Origin of the sequence: Candidatus Accumulibacter sp. ACC007 (assembly GCF_907163205.1) — a bacterium.
Taxonomy (GTDB): domain Bacteria; phylum Pseudomonadota; class Gammaproteobacteria; order Burkholderiales; family Rhodocyclaceae; genus Accumulibacter; species Accumulibacter regalis.
In genome coordinates, this window is record NZ_CAJQUD010000007.1 from 38,117 (window position 1) to 55,218 (window position 17,102).

Here is a 17,102-nt window from a genome sequence, read left to right on the forward strand (position 1 = left end):
ATCGTCGCTGGCTGTGCCTTGGCAACGTATAATCGACGGCTCGATAGAATCGATCACCCGACGCGCCCTGATGAGCCAAGACCTGAAATATCACCTTGCCGAGCTGATGCGTGCCGCGCTGCGCAGCGTTGCACCGGCCGAAGTTGCGAGCAGCGAAATCCACATCGAAAGGCCAAAACAGGCCACGCACGGCGATTTCTCCTGCAACCTGGCCATGCAGTTGGCGCGTTCGCTGAAACGCAATCCACGCCAGCTCGCTGAGCTGCTGCTCGCCGAACTGCCGACGTCGGAGCTGCTCAGCAGCGCCGAAATCGCCGGCGCCGGCTTCATCAACTTTCACCTGCACCCCACTGCCCGCCTCGAAGCGGTACGCAGCGCGCTCGAAGACGGCCCGTCGTACGGCCGCTCGCCGGCCGGTGGCAAGGAGAAAGTGCTGGTCGAATTCGTTTCGGCGAACCCGACCGGGCCGCTGCACGTCGGCCACGGCCGCGGCGCGGCCTACGGTGACAGCCTCGGCAAGCTGCTCGCCTTCGCCGGCTGGGACGTGACCAGCGAATACTACGTCAATGACGCCGGCCGGCAGATGGACATTCTCGCCTTGTCGACCTGGTTGCGCTATCTGGCACTCGCCGGCGAGAAAAGCGACACCGACGAGGCGATCGTTTTCCCGAGCAACGCCTACAAGGGCACCTACGTGACGGAGATGGCCAGGCAGTTGCTGGCGGCCCGCGGCCCGCGCTACCTGCGTCCGGCGGCCAGCGCCATCGCCGGCACTCCCGGCCTGCCCGACGCGGAGCGCACCGACGCCGAAGCGGCGCAGCAGCGCGAGGCGCATCTCGACGCGCTGATCGCCAATGCCAAGCGCCTGCTCGCTGGCGACTGGAAATACGTGCACGACCACGTCCTCACCGAACAGCTCGCCGACTGTCGCAGCGACCTCGAGGAATCCGGCGTGCACTTCGACGTCTGGTTCTCCGAACAATCGCTCTTCGAGACCGGCCTGGTGGCGCGCTGCGTCGAGCAACTCGACAGGGCCGGCCATCTCTACCGCCAAGACGGCGCACGCTGGTTCCGGTCGACCGCTTTCGGCGACGAGAAGGATCGCGTCGTGCAACGCGAGAACGGCCAGTACACGTACTTCGCATCGGATATCGCCTATCACGTCAACAAGTACGAGCGTGGTTTCCAGCGGATCATCAATGTCTGGGGAGCCGACCATCACGGCTACATCCCGCGCGTCAAGGGCGCCATCGCTGCGCTCGGGCTCGACGCACAGCGGCTCGATGTGGCGCTCGTCCAGTTTGCGGTACTCTATCGCTCGGGCCGCAAGGCGCAGATGTCCACCCGTTCCGGCGAGTTCGTGACGCTGCGCACGCTGCGCGAAGATGTCGGCAACGACGCCTGTCGCTTCTTCTACGTCCTGCGCAAGTCTGACCAGCACCTCGATTTCGACCTTGACCTGGCCAAGAGCCATTCGAACGAGAACCCGGTCTACTACATTCAGTACGCACACGCCCGCGTCTGCTCGCTGCTGGCCCTCTGGGGAGGCGATCCGGAAACGCTCGCCGGCGCCGACCTTGGCCACCTGGACGGCCCCCACGAGCTGGCCCTGGCCGCCCGCCTGGGCCAATTCCCGGAGACCGTCGAGACCGCCGCCGGCGAGCTGGCACCGCACCTGATCGCTTTCTATCTCAAGGATCTGGCCGGCGAATTTCACAGCTACTACAACGCCGAGCGAATGCTGGTCGATGAGCCGGCGCTGCGCGATGCGCGCCTCGCGCTGGCGGCTGCAGTCCGCCAGGTGATTCGCAACGGCATGGCGATTCTCGGCGTGAGCTGCCCGGAATCGATGTAATCAGAGAAACAAAGGACTGGCATGAGTCGTGACATGAAACCCCGCAAGACGCCGCCCCACAGGAAGTCGGGAGGCGGCACGCTGCTTGGATTGTTCATTGGCCTGGTCGTTGGCGTCATTGCCGTCGCTGGCGTGGTCTGGTACGTCAACAAGGTGCCACTGCCCTTCACCACCACCGGCCAGCAACCGAAGCTGCCACCGCCGGTCACCGACGCGCCACGCCCGGAACCGACGCCCGATATGCCGGCGCTGGCCCCGGCACCGGTCGCCCTGCCCGGCAAGCCCGGCGACTCGACGGCCCCCGAAAAACCGCGCTTTGACTTCTACAAGATTCTGCCCGGCAACGCCGAAGCGATTCCCGACCCGACGCAGCGCGTTCCCGGTCCGGCTGCCAGCATTCCCGCGACCAGCCCGCCCCTGGACGGAAAACCTCTCGAAATCAAGTCGCTGGACGTCCGGCCGTCGGAAGACAAAAAGGCGGAGGAGAGGAAGGCCGAGGAGCGCAAGGCGGAGGACAAGAAACCCGAGGCGGACCCTTTGCTCAAGAAACCCATCTATCTGCAAGCCGGCTCGTTCCAGAGTGTCGCTGAAGCGGACAACCAGAAGGCGCGGCTGGCGTTAATGGGTGTGGAAGCGCGCATTCAACAAGTCATGCTGCAGGACAAGGTGTGGTACCGCGTTCGCCTGGGGCCGTACCCGCGCATGGACGAAGTGAACATTCTGCGCGGCGAGTTGGCCAGGCAAGGTATCGACGCCCGCGTCGTCAAGAAGGACTGAGCCAAGACCTCTGGCGCGCTGACGCTTCTACACTCTTACCCGCCTACAAGGAGAAACAAACAATGCAAGGACGCATCAGTGGATGGTTTGCCGCGATCACCCTGGCGCTGCTGGCCATGGCCCTGCCCGCCCGCGCCGAACTGGTGGCCGATCGCGATTACGTGGCCATCGTCCCGGCGCAGATCAGCGACAATCCGGCCAAGATCGAAGTGCTCGAGTTCTTCTCCTACGGCTGCCCGCATTGCGCGGACTTCCACCCCTTGGTCAGCAGGTGGGCCGAGGCCTTGCCGAGCGACGTGGTCTTCAAGCGGGTCCCGGTCTCCTTTGGACGCCCGCAGTGGGCCAGCCTGGCCAGGCTCTATTACGCGCTGGAGGCAAGCGGCGAGTTGGCCAAGCTCGACGGTGCCGTATTCCGTGCCCTGCACCAGGAAAACAAGCGCCTCTTTGACGACAAGAGCATCATCGCCTGGGTGACTGCGCAGGGTGTCGATGGCAAGAAGTTCACCGCTGCCTACAACTCGTTCGGGGTTCTCAGCCAGGCCAAGCGTGCCGATCAGATGGCCCAGGCCTACAAGATCCAGGGCGTTCCGGCACTCGCCGTCGCCGGCAGGTATCTCGTTGCCGGCAAGGATCTCAAGGGCTACGGCGACCTGCTGGCATTGACCGACCAGGTGATCGCCAAGGCGCGTGGCGAGCAGCAGAAAAAGTGAGCCATCCGGCGCGATGAGCGCCCTCGGCTCAGCGCCAGCTCCACCGGTCAGCAAGCTGTTCATTACCGGCGCCTCGTCGGGAATCGGCCAGGCACTGGCCGAGTACTACGCCGCGCGGGGCGCGCAGCTCGGCCTTTGCGCGCGCCGCGCGGAAGCCCTTGAGCAGCTGGCCGCACGCTGGCCGGGGCAGGTGCATTGCTACCCGCTTGACGTCACCGACGCGGCTGCCTTGCGCGCCGCCGGCGACGACTTCATGGCCCGTCTCGGCGTTCCCGATATCGTCGTCGCCAACGCCGGCATCTCGATGGGCACGCTCAGCGAACACGCAGAAGACCTGGACGCCATCCGCCGGGTCATGGACACCAACTTTTTCGGCATGGCGGCGACCTTCTCGCCGTTCATCGGCAACATGCGTCGCGCCGGTCGCGGACGGCTGGTCGGTATCGCGTCGGTGGCCGGAATTCGCGGCCTGCCCGGTTCGGAGGCGTACAGCGCGTCGAAAGCGGCGGTGATCACCTATCTCGAAAGCCTGCGTGTCGAACTACGCCCTTCCGGGATCAAGGTGGTGACCCTCTGTCCCGGCTACATCAGGACGCCGATGACCGCAGCCAACCCCTTCCCGATGCCCTTCCTGATGGCCGCCGACGCCGCCGCAGCGCGCTTTGCGCGGGCCATCGACCAGGGCCGCAGCTACGTCGTCGTTCCCTGGCAGATGGGCGTCGTCGCCCGCGTTCTGCGGCTACTGCCGAACGCCGTCTATGATCGGCTGATGGTCGGCGCACCGCGCAAGCCGCGACAGGTCTCTGGCGAATAGGCGGCGACATCCTTGCCCGCCAGTCGACAGGCTGTACTGCCTTGCCCAGCAAGCCCGCGCACAGTATTCTGCACGGCTGATTGCTGCGCCTCGGAAAGCAAACCAGGGAGTGTTGCCCATGCAGATTGCTCAGCTCGTCCTGCGCGATGCGACGAACATCAACGACAAGTTGGCCCCGCTGACGCGCCTGCAGCCCGATCTGCTGCTCGCCTTCGGCGCCAGCCACCTGCTCAGCGCCGTGGCCGCGCCACTGGCGGCGACATTTCCTGCGGCCAGGCGGATCGGCTGCTCGACGGCCGGGGAGATCTCGGCTGACGGAGTCAGCGACGAAAGCTGCGTGCTGACTGCCATACGCTTCGCCAGCACTCAGCTCGTGCAGGCATCGACCCGACTGAGCGGGATGAACGACTCGCTGGCTGCCGGCCGGCGGCTGGCCACACAGCTGCCACCGGAGGGCTTGCGCGCGGTCCTGGTCTTCGCTCAGGGCGTATGCATCAATGGCAGCGCCCTGCTGCTCGGGATTGGCGAAGTCCTGAGCAGCGAGCTGCCGGTTGCCGGTGGCCTGGCCGGCGACGGCGATGCTTTTCGCGAGACCTGGGTGCTCGACGACAGCGGCATCAGTAGCGACGGCGTCGTCGCCCTTGGCTTCTACGGCCCGGCGCTGCGCTTCGCACACGGCTCCTTCGGCGGCTGGTCGCCGTTCGGGCCGGCGCGCAAGGTGACCCGTAGCGCGGATAACCTGCTCCATGAACTCGACGGCGAGCCGGCTCTGGACGTCTACAAGCGCTACCTCGGCGAGCACGCCAGCGGCCTGCCCGCGTCAGGTCTGCTCTTCCCGTTTGCGATGCTCGGCAGCGACCACCGCGAGACCGGTCTCATCCGCACCATCCTCGGCGTCGATGAGCGCGACGGCAGCCTGACGCTGGCCGGCGAGATCGATCCGCATGGCTACCTGAAGCTGATGCACGCCAGCACCGACGCCCTGGTCGGCGGCGCCGAAGCCGCCGCCGAAGCAGTGCAGGCGAGCATCCCCGCGCACGCGCAGGGACTGGCCCTGCTGGTCAGCTGTGTCGGCCGCAAGCTGGTCATGGGCGGACGCGTGGATGAGGAGGTCGAAGCGGTCGGCAATGTGCTCGGCCCGCAGACGCTGCTCGCCGGTTTCTATTCCTACGGCGAAATCGGCCCGCTTGCCCCAAGCGGTGCGTGTCGGCTGCACAATCAGACGATGACCGTCACCTGGATCGGTGAGGACTGACGGCTGCCCGGCCAAGTTTCTCGCCAAGCGCCTGCCCCTCTCCACATCTCCAGCTCCTACCCACTCGCCCCCTGGCATGCACAAACTTCTTAACCGGCAAATACGGCGTGTCCTCGCAGTCGACGGGGAGGGCGCAGCGCCGGTCCTTGACGAACTCCGGCAACTGGCCGCGAGTGGCGCCGTCTCGCCCCAGGCTGCGCTCCTGCTCAACGGGCTGGACAGCTTTCTGGCGCAGGTTGACCGTGCCTACGAGCAGAACGAGCGGGACCTGGCCCTGCGTACGCGCAGCCTCGACCTGAGCTCGAACGAACTGCTGCAGGCGAATGACCGCTTGCGTGACGACCTGGCCAGTCGCTCGCGCGCCATCCACTCCTTGCGCAGCACCGCCGCTGGCCTGCTGCGTGGCGACGACCGCGAACTGCCAGCGCTGGAGGGCGACGATCTTGAATCCCTGTCGACGCTGATGGCTGATCTGGTGCGCCAGCGCAAGCGCATCGAAGCGCAACTCGCCGACAGCGAAAAGCGCTTCCGTTCGGTCGTCGAAAGCCTCAAGGAAGTGATCTTCAGAACCGACGCCGATGGCTTCTGGACCTACCTCAATCCGGCGTGGAGCGAAATCACCGGCTACGCGGTCGACGAAAGCGTCGGCCGCCCATCGCTGGCCAGCGTACCGGTCGAAAACCGCGCCTACGCGACGGCGCGCTTTTCGGCACTGGCGCAGGGGAAAATCGACTTTGTCCGCGAGGAAGCGCGTTACCGGACGCGCCACGGTGACGATCGCTGGCTGGAGGTCTTCGCCCGCGCCGAATTCGACGCCGCCGGCAACTTCACCGGCTGCGCCGGAACGCTCAACGACGTCACCGAAAGACGGCTGGCGCTGGAACAGTTGCAGGAGCAGCTGCACCTGGTGCAGGAACTGTTCGAGGTGGTGCCCTTACCGATCTACCTCACCGACACCGGCGGGCATTATCAGCACCTCAACCGCGCGTTCGCCGAGTTCTTCGGCATTGCGCGCGACGAGTGGACCGGGAGAACCGTGCGCCACCTCCTCCCGGCCGAACTCTCGCAAGCGCACGCGGAAAAGGATCGCCAGCTCCTGCAAGCAGGCGGCCAGCAGGTCTACGAGGCGCAGGTCGAGTTGCCCGATGGCAGCCGGCGCGACACGATCTTCCACCGGGCGACCCTGACCAAGGCCGACGGCAGCATTGCCGGCCTGCTTGGCGCGATCATCGACATCACCGAGCGCAAGGCACAGGAAGCCGCGATATCGAGCGCCGAATCGCGCCTGCGCCAGATCACCAACAGCGTCCCGGCCGTGGTCTTCCAGTGCGAGATTGGTCCGACACGGATTCGCTATACCTTTCTCAGCGAGCGCCTGCACGAAATCCGAGGACTGGAGCGCAGCGCCCTGCTCGCCGATTCGGATCTCGCCACCCGACAGGTCATAGACGCCGACGTGCAACGCGTCGAGCACGGAATCCGTGGCGCGGCGGCGCGCCGTGAAGCCTGGCAGGGCGAGTACCGGATACGCCTGCCCAACGGCGCGCTGCGCTGGATTCGTGGCGAGATCAACCCGGCGCCCGAACCGCCGGCGGCGGACGGAGCGCCGATCTTCACCGGTATCTGGCAGGACGTCAGCCTGCTCAAGGAGAGCGATGCGCGCCTGCGCGAAGTGACCGACAACATCCCGGTGGCCGTCTATCAGTACCAGCGCTCGCGCAGCGCGCACGTCTTCCACTTCTTCAGCCGCGCCATCGAGCAGATCTGCGGCGTCCCGGCCGAAGAAGCGATGGCCAGCGCGGACACCCTGTTTGCGCTGGTGCATGCCGACGACCGGCAACGGGTCGAGACGTCGATGGCCACAACGCCCGCCGGTCAGTCGCGCTGGTCGGTCGACTTTCGCCTCGTTCATCGCCAGCGTGGCGGCAGCGTCTGGGTACACGGCGAAGCGCAGGGAACGCCGACGGCCAGCGGCGGCATGCTGTGGAACGGTTACCTGGCCGATATTTCAGCCGCCAAGAACGCATCCGAGGAGTTGCGCCGCGCCAAGGAAGGCGCGGAAGCCGCCAACCGCGCCAAGTCCGAGTTTCTGGCCAACATGAGCCACGAAATACGAACGCCCATGAACGGCGTCATCGGCATGACCCATCTCCTCCTCGACGGTGAGCTCAGCGATGAACAGCGCACCTGTATGCAGATCGTCAAGGACTCGTCCGACGCGCTGCTGACGATCATCAACGACATCCTCGACTTCTCCAAGATCGAGGCCGGCAAGCTGGTCGCCGAGCACTGCGCCTTCGATCTCTGGCGCAGCGTTGGCGAGGCCCTCAAGTCACTGGCCCTGCGCGCGCACGACAAGGAACTGGCGTTGATCTGCGATATCGCCCCCACGGTGCCGCGACTGGTGCTCGGCGACGCCGGTCGTTTGCGCCAGGTGTTGCTCAATCTGGTCGGCAATGCGATCAAATTCACCCCCCGCGGGGAAGTGCTGCTGCGCCTGGAAAGCGCTGATCGACACGCTGATGGCGAGCTGGATCTGCACTTCGCGGTGGCCGACAGTGGCATCGGTATTCCCGAAGAAAAACTGGCGACGATTTTCGACCCCTTCGCGCAGGCCGACGGGTCGGTCACCCGCAAGTACGGCGGCACCGGTCTCGGACTGAGCATATCGGCGCGCCTGGCCGAGCTTCTCGGCGGGCGCATCTGGGTCGAAAGCCAGGTCGGTCGTGGCAGCACTTTCCATTTCACGATCCGCTGCGGGGTCGACGGGCTCGAGCAGCCACCGCCGCTTCCACAGCTGACCGACAAACGCATTCTGGTCGTCGACCCGCAGCCGCTCAGTCGCGCCGTCGTGACACGCACGCTGCAAGCCGCCGGGGCAGCGGTGAGCGCCGTCGAATCCGGCGCGGCAGCCCTGGCGCGGCTTGCGGCGGCGCCAGACTCGGTCGACCTGGCGCTGCTTGACGCTGACCTTCGCGACGGCGACGCGTACGCGCTCGCCGGACGGCTGCGCGCACTCCCCGGCGGCGAGTCGATGCTCCTGTTGATCGTCTCCGCGGCCCCCTGGCAAGGCGACAGCGAGCGTTGCCGGCGCCTCGGAATCGCCGGCCAGCTGGGCAAACCGCTGACCGGCGACGAGCTCCTGCACGCGGTCGCTCGCGCCTTCGACAAGCGCTCGACGGCGACCGCTGCGCGCCTGGACGAGCAGGCGCTGCCTGCTGCAGGACCGTCGCTGGCCGTTTTGCTCGTCGAAGACAACGCCATCAACCAGCAACTGGCGATCAGGCTGCTCGAACGCCGCGGTCACCGCGTCACACTGGCGGAGGACGGCCAGGCCGCCGTTGATCGGCTGCGTGGCGAAAGCTTCGACGTCGTGCTGATGGACATGATGATGCCGATCATGGGCGGGCTCGAAGCAACGCGCCGGATCCGCGCGGCCGAAATGGCCGCTGGCAAGCGGCGACAGCCGATCGTCGCGATGACCGCCAACGCCATGCACGGTGACCGGGAAAGCTGCCTCGCCGCCGGCATGGACGATTACCTGGCCAAGCCGATCGATGGCCAGCAACTGCAGCAGTTATTGCTCAAGCATGGCGTCGGCAGCGCCGGCGCAGCGGACGGGCAAACCCTCAGCCCGCGCGCGGCGGCGTCCGGCACGACCAGCGCCGAGCAGCAGGCGAGCCGTCCCGGCCGCGCTGCCTTCGACTATGGCGCGGCGCTGGCGACGGCCGACCAGGAGACGGTGGCGCTGATCAGCGACCTGTTTCTCGAACATTCGCAGCGCGATATGGACGCCCTGCGCCACGCGCTCGCCGAAAGCGAGCGCCGCCGGGCGGCGACTGCCGCCGCCACCCTCAAGGGAACGCTGGCGATTTTCGGTGCGCGACCCGCCGTCCAGCTGGCGCAGCGCCTGGAACAACGCAGCCCGTTTGGCGAGCCCCCGGAACTCGACGCACTGGTCGAGCAGCTGGGGGAAGAAATCGAGCGCCTGCGCGCCGCGCTCGGGGCGCCGCCCGGCGCCTGAGCGATGGCGCGGGCCACAGCGTAGCGGACCGCGCCGGGAAGGTCGCCCGCGCGCGAGCGCGAGCCCGCGCCCTCGCTCGGCCCTACCAGTCGATCGCCTGGCCGTCGCGAAAGAAGCCGCCGCTCGGACCGTCGTCGGGCAACAGTGCTGCCCAGACGATGCCCTTGGCCCCTTCATCGACGCTACGCGTCGCGTCCTGGCCACCCATCGCCGTCCGACACCAGCCGGGGCAAACCGAATTGACCTTGATCGGGCTGTTCTCGAGTTCGGCGGCGGTCAGTCGGGTCAAGGCATTGAGCGCCGCCTTCGACATCCGGTAGGCCGGCCAGGAGCCGCCCATGGTGGACAGTTGCCCCATGGTCGACGAGACGTTGACGATGCGCCCCCAGGCATTTTCGCGCATCAGCGGGACAATTGCCTGAATCAGCCGCAGCGGCGCCAGCGCATTGCCGGCGTAGGCGGCGGCAGCCCACTCCGGATCGACGACGAGGACGCTGGCCGCCTGTGGTTGCGCGAAGTCCTTGCGCTCGAGAAACACGCCGGCGTTGTTGACCAGAATATCGGCACGCCCGAACTCGCGGCGCAGGCGTGCCGCGAGGGCCGCGACGGCACCGGCATCGGTCACGTCGGCGGTGTGTGCGAGGACGTCGTGACCACTCGCACACAACTGCCGGGCGGCGTCTTCGATCGCCTCGGCATGGCGACCAACCATCAGCACCTGGCATCCGGCCGCGGCCAGATCGCGCGCCACCGCCAGGCCAAGCCCGCGTGCGGCACCGGTAACGACGGCCAGTTTTTGCGTTAGCATCGGCTCCTCCGCTTCTCTCACCTCAAAACGTTAATCATGCAATGGTCCGACGCGATCGGCAAGCAACACGCTCGCTGCGCGGACACCCCGCGCATCGTCTCACTGGTGCCCAGCCTCACCGAACTGCTGGTCGACCTTGGCCTCGCCGAATACCTCGTCGGCCGAACCGGCTTCTGCATTCATCCGCGGCAGATCGTTCGGCGACTGCCGAAAGTCGGCGGCACCAAGGGCTTCTCGATCGACAAGCTGCGCGCCCTGGCACCGACGCACGTGCTCGTCAATATCGACGAGAACCGCCGCGAGGAAGTCGACGCCCTGCACGCCTTCGTGCCGCAGGTGATCGTCACCCACCCACTGACGGTTCGCGACAATCTCGCTCTCTACGAGTTGCTCGGTGGCATCTTCGGCGGCGATCCGCAAGTCGAGGCGCGAAGCAGAGCGCTGGCGGCCGACTTCGAGCGCGAATGGGCAGCCCTGCGCGCCCAGACCGTGACCCTGCCGCGACAGAGCGTTCTCTACCTGATCTGGCAGCAGCCCTGGCTCAGCGTCGCCCGCGACACCTATATTTCGCGCATGCTGGCCGCCGCCGGCTGGGATAGCCTGCCGGCCGACAGCGCCCTGCGCTATCCGGAAGTCGATCTGCCGGCGCTGGCACGAGAAGCCGACTGGCTGCTGCTGGCCAGCGAACCATACGCGTTTCGCGAACGCCACCTGAGGCAGCTGGCCGAGCAGCTGCCGGGCACACGCGCCACGCTGATCGACGGGGAAATGGTCTCCTGGTATGGCAGCCGGGCGATCCGCGGCCTGGCCTATTTGCGTCACCTGCGTGCCCGCCTGGCGTAATCGCCGCGAAGCTGACCCGCTTTCACCCGAATCTGCCCGAGTTGACCCGAATCAAGGGCCAAAAGCTGGCGCTGACTATACTGGCCAGCTCTCGTCACTGACCCGCTTCGCCGAGGTTTCGCATGTCGCGCACGCAAGTTCCCGAACTGATTTGCCCCGCTGGCAGCCTGCCGGCACTCAAGGCGGCTGTAGACCACGGCGCCGACGCGGTCTACCTCGGCTACCGCGACGACACCAACGCGCGCAACTTCGCCGGCCTCAATTTCGACCACAGGGCGATGGTCGAAGGTATCCGTTACGCCCACTCGCGCCAGCGCAAGGTATTGATGGCCATCAATACCTTCGCCCAGCCCGGACGCTTCGCCGACTGGCAGCGCGCCGTCGATGGCGCGGCCGATCTCGGCGTCGATGCGGTGATCCTCGCCGACGTCGGCCTGCTCGACTACGCCAGCCGCCGCCACCCGGAGTTGCGTCTGCACCTGTCGGTGCAGGGTTCGGCGACGAGCTACGAAGCGGTCAATTTCGCGCAGCGCGAATTCGGCGTCCGCCGCGCCGTGCTGCCGCGCGTGCTGACGCTGGCGCAGGTCGAGACGGTGATCCGCAACACGCCGGTGGACATCGAGGTCTTCGGTTTCGGCAGCCTGTGCGTGATGAACGAGGGCCGTTGCTGGCTGTCCTCGTACGCCACCGGCGAGTCGCCGAATACCGTCGGCGCGTGTTCGCCGGCGAAGTACGTCAAGTGGGAAAAGTCACCCGGCGAAATGAGCACGCGCCTGAACGGCATTCTCATCGACCGCTTCGGCGACGATGAACCGGCCGGTTACCCGACGCTGTGCAAGGGACGCTTCGAGGTCAATGGCGACACCTACTACGCGCTCGAGGAACCGACCAGCCTCAACGTCCTCGAAGTGCTGCCGCAGATTGCCGCCATCGGCGTCGCGGCGATCAAGGTCGAGGGGCGGCAGCGCAGTCCGACCTACGTCGCGCAAGTGACGCGCGCCTTGCGCGCAGCGCTCGACGAGCTGGCCAGGAACCCTGGCAACTTCTCCGTCAAACCCACCTGGCAGGCCGAGCTGGCGCGCGTCGCCGAAGGCAGCCAGGTCACGCTGGGCGCCTACAACCGCCCGTGGCGCTGAGCGCCAGGATGGCCATGAAACTCTCTCTCGGGCCGCTGCTCTACTTCTGGCCAAAGCACGAAGTCTTCGAGTTCTACGCCGAGATGGCGCACAACCCGGCGATCGACATCCTTTACATCGGCGAAGTGGTCTGCTCGCGACGCCAGCAGATTCGTGTCGCCGACTGGCTGGCGCTGGCGCGCGACCTCGCCGACGCGGGCAAGGAAGTCGTCCTTTCCGCGCAGGCGCTGCTCGAATCGGAGGGCGACCTGAAAGCGCTGCGTCGCCTGTGCGCCGAGCTGCGCGAAATCCGCGGCGCTCGCCTCGAAGCCAACGACCTTGGCGCAGTGAATGTCGCCGCCGGCAGCCCTTTCGTCGCCGGACCGCACCTCAACATCTACAACGAAGCGACGCTGACCACCTTCGCCCGCTACGGCATGCAGCGCTGGGTGCCGCCGCTCGAAGGCGACCGCCGGCTGATCGAGACGCTGCACCACAGTCGCCCGGCCGGTGTCGAAACCGAAGTCTTCGCTTTCGGAAAACTGCCGCTGGCGTTTTCCGCGCGCTGCTTCACGGCCCGCTACTACGACCTCAACAAGGACGACTGCCAGTTCAAGTGCCTCGACCATCCCGAGGGGATGACCCTGCGCACGCGCGAAGGACAGCCCTTTCTGGCCATCAACGGCATCCAGACCATGTCCGCACAGACGTACAACCTCTTGCCTCAGGTACCGGAACTGCTCAAGATGGGCGTCGAAGTGCTGCGCATCAGCCCGCAGCCACAAGCCATGGCAGCGATCATCGCTGCTTTCGACGCCGCCCGGAACGGGCAGGCTTCCGCTCCCGATACCAGCGCCTGGGCCAGTGAAGGCCTGGTCAACGGCTACTGGTTTGGCGACGCCGGTATCGCGCAACACCCGCCGGCTGCCGCCGCAATGAAAGGAATTTGTTCATGAGCCAGGGATTTTCGATTCCCCGTTTCAAACTCCCCGCGCTGGTCGCTGCGCTGGGCTCGCGTCTGCCGCAGTGGCCGCACTCGCTGGTTCTGGCGACGGCGCTCAACGTTGCCGCCAGGATCGGCCTGCTGCCGGAAGACAGCCTGGTCCTGCTCGAAGGGCGGACTTTTCTCGTCGAGGTACTCGACGCCGGAGGGCAGGCCAGCTTCACCTATCGCGACGGCCTTTTCCGGCCGTTGTCGACAGTGCCGGAGACACCTGACCTGGCGTTCAGCGCCAACCTCTCGGCCTTCCTGCAGTTGCTCGCCCGCCAGGAGGACCCGGACACGCTGTTCTTCAACCGCGAGCTGGCGATCGTCGGCGACACCGAACTGGGCCTGGTGATCAAGAACATGCTCGACGCCATCGAGCTGCCGCAGCTACCCAGCTTGCCGGCTTTTCGCCCCTAGACCGACGCCCGCGCTCCGCCATGACCGCGGCCGCCAAGGCCAGCACGACGCGCGCTCGGCCACCGCTGCCCGCCGGCCGCATCCTGGTCGAAGGCGTCGCCTGCGCGCTCGGCGCCGGCCTGCTCTGGGGACTGGTCTTCGTCGTCCCGCTGCTGCTGCCCGACTATCCGCCGGCGATGCTCTCTTTCGGCCGCTACCTCGCCTTCGGGGTGATCGCCCTGATGCTGGCGTGCACCGACTGGCCGCGACTGCAGGTCCTGCAGCGCCAGGACTGGCAAATGGCCTGCGAACTGGCGCTGGTCGGCAACATTCTCTACTACCTCTTCCTGTCGGCCGCCATCCAGCTCGCCGACGCCCCCTTGCCGACGATGCTCATCGGCACCCTGCCGATCGTCATCGCCATCGCCGCAAATTTCAGCGCCGAGGCGCTGCCCTGGCGCCGCCTGCTGCCATCGCTGCTGGTCATCGCAGCCGGTATTGCGCTGGTGAACGGCCACGAGATGGCACTGCTCGACGACCGGCGCAGCGCGCAGGATTATTTTCTGGGAACGGTCTTCGCCCTGGCGGCGGTCTTCGCCTGGACCTGGTACCCGCTGCGCAATTCGCGCTGGATGCAGCAACGACCAGCGCTGGCTTCCGGCACCTGGGCCATCGCGCAGGGTCTGGCCACGCTGCCGCTGGCGCTGCTCGGCATGGCCGCTGCCGGACTGTATTTCCGCGCCAACGGCGGCTTCGATTTTCCGCTCGGCGCAGACGCCGGGCGCTACGTCGGGCTGATGCTGGTGCTCGGCTTCTGCGCCTCGTGGCTCGGAACGCTGCTCTGGAATCGGGCCAGCCGCTTGCTGCCCGCCGCCCTCGTCGGCCAGCTGATCGTCTTCGAAACGCTGGCCGCCTTCGCCTATGCGTTCATCCTGCGTGGTGCGCTGCCCGGCAGCACGGCGCTGATCGGCATCGCCCTGCTCGTCGGCGGCGTCATCCTCGGCGTGCGCGCCTTCCGCAGCAACTGATCCCCACGGACAGGCGGCACGGGATGGCGGCACCGCCGCTCGCCGCCCGCGGTCGTCAATCGTCGGCGCCGAGCTCGGGCGGGTCCTTGGCGTCGGGATTGAGCACCCCGAAGTGGGCCGGGAGGCGCACGTAGAAAACCCGGACCTGTGCCTGGCGAATGAGCTCGAACAGGCGCTCGGCCTCTTCCGCGGTGACGACGAACTCGACCTCGATGCTGGTCGTTCCAGCCAGTTCGAAGAAGCTGCCTTCGTGCACGGCATGTGATCGCCCGAAGCCGCCAATCGAGCGGAATGCGGAGCCCCCGCGGACGCCGAGCCGGTTACCCTGGTCGAGCAACCACTCCCAGAGCAGGCGACCGCGGTGCTTGTCGCTTTCGCGCACGTACAACCTCAGGAAATAGCCTTGCATGCCTGCCTCCGTTGCTGGTGCGCTTGCCGGACGGGCAGCGCACCGTTCACCGCGAACCTTGCGCCCAGACGACGGTGGCCATGCCGGCGAAAGTCATCAGCACCGAGCCGACGACATGCGCCGCGGCCGCCGCGAGGGCCCAGGATAGCCTTCCCTGCTGCAGCAACATCGTCAGTTCGGCGGAGAAGGTCGAGAAAGTCGTCAGCCCGCCGCAGAAACCGGTGATGATCAGCAGTCGCCATTCCGGCGAGATCGCCGGGAACGAGGTGAAGAAAGCCACAGCCAGGCCAATCAGGTAGGCGCCGACGAGGTTGGCGACCAGCGTGCCCGGCGGAATCGTCGGAAACAGGCTGTTGAGCCGGATGCCGAACTGCCAGCGCAAAAGCGCGCCAAGCGCGGCACCGATCGAAATGGCGAGAACTGATTTCCACATACCCTGCCCTGAAAACACATGCCCCTTGCGCAGCGAAGGACGAAACCCCATACCTGCCCAGCGCGGCGGATTCAAGCGGGCATCACCCGCGGCAAACGCCCGTGCCACCACCGCGGCAGAACCCCGCGTCCCGCGCGACAAATATAGCACTGTCGTTCGCGCGCTGCCCAGGCATCGGCCCGATCAGGGGAAAGACCCGCCGGCACGCGCGCCACGACGACGGAAAGCGACATGGCACCCTATCGCCGCCGGTTTTTCCCTTTCGCGAGCGGCGGCCGCTGTCGGAATTCCTTACAGCGGCCAGCCAAACGAGGCGCTCGAGACAGTCCAAGCCATTGAAATAAATAGACATGCCGTTCGTGGCGTGAAACTTGCTCAAAGTCCCGTGCGTCGGAGGACCCACCTTCGACGGCAGCGGCTACAGGGTGCTGCTGCAAAGCAACGTCGATCGGGTCAACAACGAGATCTATCTCGCCAATTGCACGTCGTTCGACGACTTGATCAACAACAACGTGGCGTCGACCAGTGCGTACAGCGCGCTCAAGGTCTCGTCTGCTTTTGGCGCCGAAGGCCTGGCCGCCGAGTGGCAGACCGACGCCAATACTGGCCGCCCCGTCGACCCGGGTGATCGTGGGATCCCGGACAGCGGACCGGGCGACGGCGGCGGAACAGCTCACCACAGTCCGCGGGGCCGGCCGCATCCTGACTCGTGTAGTGCTGCAATCTTGATGCGACTTTTGGCGACTGCTGAAAGCAGGGCGAAAACCCTGTGGTGGCTGAAATTCGCAGGGTCCATGGCGGGGCGGCCCTCGTCGCCACCCCTTGCGCTCATGCCCCACACACCGTCATTGCGAGGAGGCGAAGAGCCGACGCGGCAATCCAGAGGTTTTGCGCTTCGCGTCGTCGATGCGGCGGACGATAGTAAGAGGATGGAACTGGATTGCCGCGTCGGCTGCGCCTCCTCGCAATGACGAGCGGGCTGGCGGGCTGGCGTGTGCCGCCTTCCCGACGCGACTTTCAGCCAGCCCGACAGGAGCGCGCAATCCCTGTGGTGGCCGGGAGGTGTACGTACGTTCGCTACTGCGTGCCACACTACACTCGCAGCGCGGCGCCTGCCCTTACTCCTGCCCTTTCTCGCCGGCGCTCAGCCGTGTCAGCCAGACATCGCGCTCGGCGGCACGGCACAGGAACTGCAACAGCTCGAACGCCGCATCGGCGTGACTGCTGGCAGCCGCACTCAAGCCTTCGCCCAGGGCGAAACTTTCGCCGCGCACACAGAGCACGAAGGCCGGCGGCGGCGCTTCGTGATCGATGCGCGGCAGCACCGCCAGCACCGCCTCGGGCGATAGCGCGTGCGTGCTCGGACTGGCGGCGCCGGCGCCAGCGGCGCGTGCCTGGCGAAAGACATAGGGCGCGGCGGTCTGCTCGCCGGCGTCGATGAACAGCACCAGATGCCGGCCAACGAGGTCCAGCGCGTGCTCGATCTGCAGCTGGAAGTCGCCGATCAGTTCGAAGCCGGCGGCCAGTCCCGCGCCGTCCAGCCAGTTCTGCAAGCGCTCGAGAAGGAGCGGCCCGAGCGCGTCGTCGCCGCGGCTGGGATTGCCGCAGGCGAGAACGAGGACCGGGGGCAAGGGCATCGGCGTTCTT

At 66.7% G+C, this 17,102-nt stretch carries 16 protein-coding genes; 12 read left to right on the top strand and 4 right to left on the bottom strand.

Annotated features, from left to right (window positions below):
* Positions 1 to 70: 70 nt before the first annotated feature.
* From QZ634_RS15875 to QZ634_RS15900, 6 genes are all read left to right on the top strand, one after another.
* On the top strand, positions 71 to 1,855 hold the full coding sequence (locus QZ634_RS15875) for an arginine--tRNA ligase (RefSeq protein WP_291990036.1): 1,785 nt from the start codon (positions 71 to 73) through the stop codon (positions 1,853 to 1,855).
* 33 nt (positions 1,856 to 1,888) lie between these two features.
* The gene (locus QZ634_RS15880) at positions 1,889 to 2,632 is read left to right on the top strand and encodes an SPOR domain-containing protein (RefSeq protein ID WP_291990039.1); all 744 of its coding nucleotides are present in this window, start codon (positions 1,889 to 1,891) and stop codon (positions 2,630 to 2,632) included.
* Between the two features lie 62 nt (positions 2,633 to 2,694).
* Positions 2,695 to 3,342 (top strand): thiol:disulfide interchange protein DsbA/DsbL, encoded by a 648-nt coding sequence (locus QZ634_RS15885; RefSeq protein ID WP_043566232.1) that lies wholly within the window; start codon positions 2,695 to 2,697, stop codon positions 3,340 to 3,342.
* A gap of 13 nt (positions 3,343 to 3,355) precedes the next feature.
* Complete coding sequence (locus QZ634_RS15890; RefSeq protein WP_291868734.1) at positions 3,356 to 4,156, top strand: SDR family oxidoreductase; 801 nt, start codon at positions 3,356 to 3,358, stop codon at positions 4,154 to 4,156.
* 118 nt (positions 4,157 to 4,274) lie between these two features.
* A complete protein-coding gene (locus QZ634_RS15895) occupies positions 4,275 to 5,411 on the top strand; it encodes an FIST N-terminal domain-containing protein (protein ID WP_291868737.1) in 1,137 nt (378 codons plus the stop codon).
* Positions 5,412 to 5,487: 76 nt separating this feature from the next.
* The gene (locus QZ634_RS15900) at positions 5,488 to 9,435 is read left to right on the top strand and encodes a PAS domain S-box protein (protein ID WP_291990041.1); all 3,948 of its coding nucleotides are present in this window, start codon (positions 5,488 to 5,490) and stop codon (positions 9,433 to 9,435) included.
* An 82-nt stretch (positions 9,436 to 9,517) separates the two neighbouring features.
* On the opposite strand, the gene QZ634_RS15905 is transcribed toward QZ634_RS15900, so the two are convergent.
* Positions 9,518 to 10,243 (bottom strand): SDR family NAD(P)-dependent oxidoreductase, encoded by a 726-nt coding sequence (locus QZ634_RS15905; protein WP_291990043.1) that lies wholly within the window; start codon positions 10,241 to 10,243, stop codon positions 9,518 to 9,520.
* Between the two features lie 36 nt (positions 10,244 to 10,279).
* Here QZ634_RS15905 and QZ634_RS15910 point away from each other — a divergent pair, with 36 nt between their 5' ends.
* The 5 genes from QZ634_RS15910 (at position 10,280) to QZ634_RS15930 (ending at position 14,613) form a co-directional block, all read left to right on the top strand.
* On the top strand, positions 10,280 to 11,086 hold the full coding sequence (locus tag QZ634_RS15910; protein WP_291990045.1) for a helical backbone metal receptor: 807 nt from the start codon (positions 10,280 to 10,282) through the stop codon (positions 11,084 to 11,086).
* A 122-nt stretch (positions 11,087 to 11,208) separates the two neighbouring features.
* Positions 11,209 to 12,222: a peptidase U32 family protein gene (locus QZ634_RS15915; RefSeq protein ID WP_291990047.1), complete on the top strand. Its 1,014-nt coding sequence runs from the start codon at positions 11,209 to 11,211 to the stop codon at positions 12,220 to 12,222.
* A 14-nt stretch (positions 12,223 to 12,236) separates the two neighbouring features.
* Positions 12,237 to 13,157, top strand: coding sequence for a U32 family peptidase (locus tag QZ634_RS15920; RefSeq protein WP_291990049.1), 921 nt, complete (start codon positions 12,237 to 12,239; stop codon positions 13,155 to 13,157).
* On the top strand, positions 13,154 to 13,606 hold the full coding sequence (locus tag QZ634_RS15925) for an SCP2 sterol-binding domain-containing protein (RefSeq protein ID WP_291990051.1): 453 nt from the start codon (positions 13,154 to 13,156) through the stop codon (positions 13,604 to 13,606). The genes QZ634_RS15920 and QZ634_RS15925 overlap by 4 nt, the downstream gene beginning before the upstream one ends.
* Before the next feature lie 20 nt (positions 13,607 to 13,626).
* The gene (locus tag QZ634_RS15930; RefSeq protein WP_291990052.1) at positions 13,627 to 14,613 is read left to right on the top strand and encodes a DMT family transporter; all 987 of its coding nucleotides are present in this window, start codon (positions 13,627 to 13,629) and stop codon (positions 14,611 to 14,613) included.
* A gap of 55 nt (positions 14,614 to 14,668) precedes the next feature.
* On the opposite strand, the gene QZ634_RS15935 is transcribed toward QZ634_RS15930, so the two are convergent.
* Together QZ634_RS15935 and crcB are read right to left on the bottom strand one after the other, a co-directional pair.
* On the bottom strand, positions 14,669 to 15,022 hold the full coding sequence (locus QZ634_RS15935; protein WP_291990054.1) for a DUF190 domain-containing protein: 354 nt from the start codon (positions 15,020 to 15,022) through the stop codon (positions 14,669 to 14,671).
* Between the two features lie 46 nt (positions 15,023 to 15,068).
* Complete coding sequence (gene crcB, locus QZ634_RS15940) at positions 15,069 to 15,455, bottom strand: fluoride efflux transporter CrcB (RefSeq protein WP_291990056.1); 387 nt, start codon at positions 15,453 to 15,455, stop codon at positions 15,069 to 15,071.
* Positions 15,456 to 15,826: 371 nt separating this feature from the next.
* On the opposite strand from crcB, the gene QZ634_RS15945 reads away from it, so the two are divergent.
* Complete coding sequence (locus QZ634_RS15945) at positions 15,827 to 16,426, top strand: hypothetical protein (protein WP_291990058.1); 600 nt, start codon at positions 15,827 to 15,829, stop codon at positions 16,424 to 16,426.
* A gap of 147 nt (positions 16,427 to 16,573) precedes the next feature.
* Here the strand turns inward: QZ634_RS15945 and QZ634_RS15950 are convergent, their stop codons facing one another.
* Positions 16,574 to 17,092, bottom strand: a complete 519-nt coding sequence (locus QZ634_RS15950; RefSeq protein WP_291990059.1) for a hydrogenase maturation protease — start codon at positions 17,090 to 17,092, stop codon at positions 16,574 to 16,576.
* Between the last annotated feature and the right edge of the window lie 10 nt (positions 17,093 to 17,102).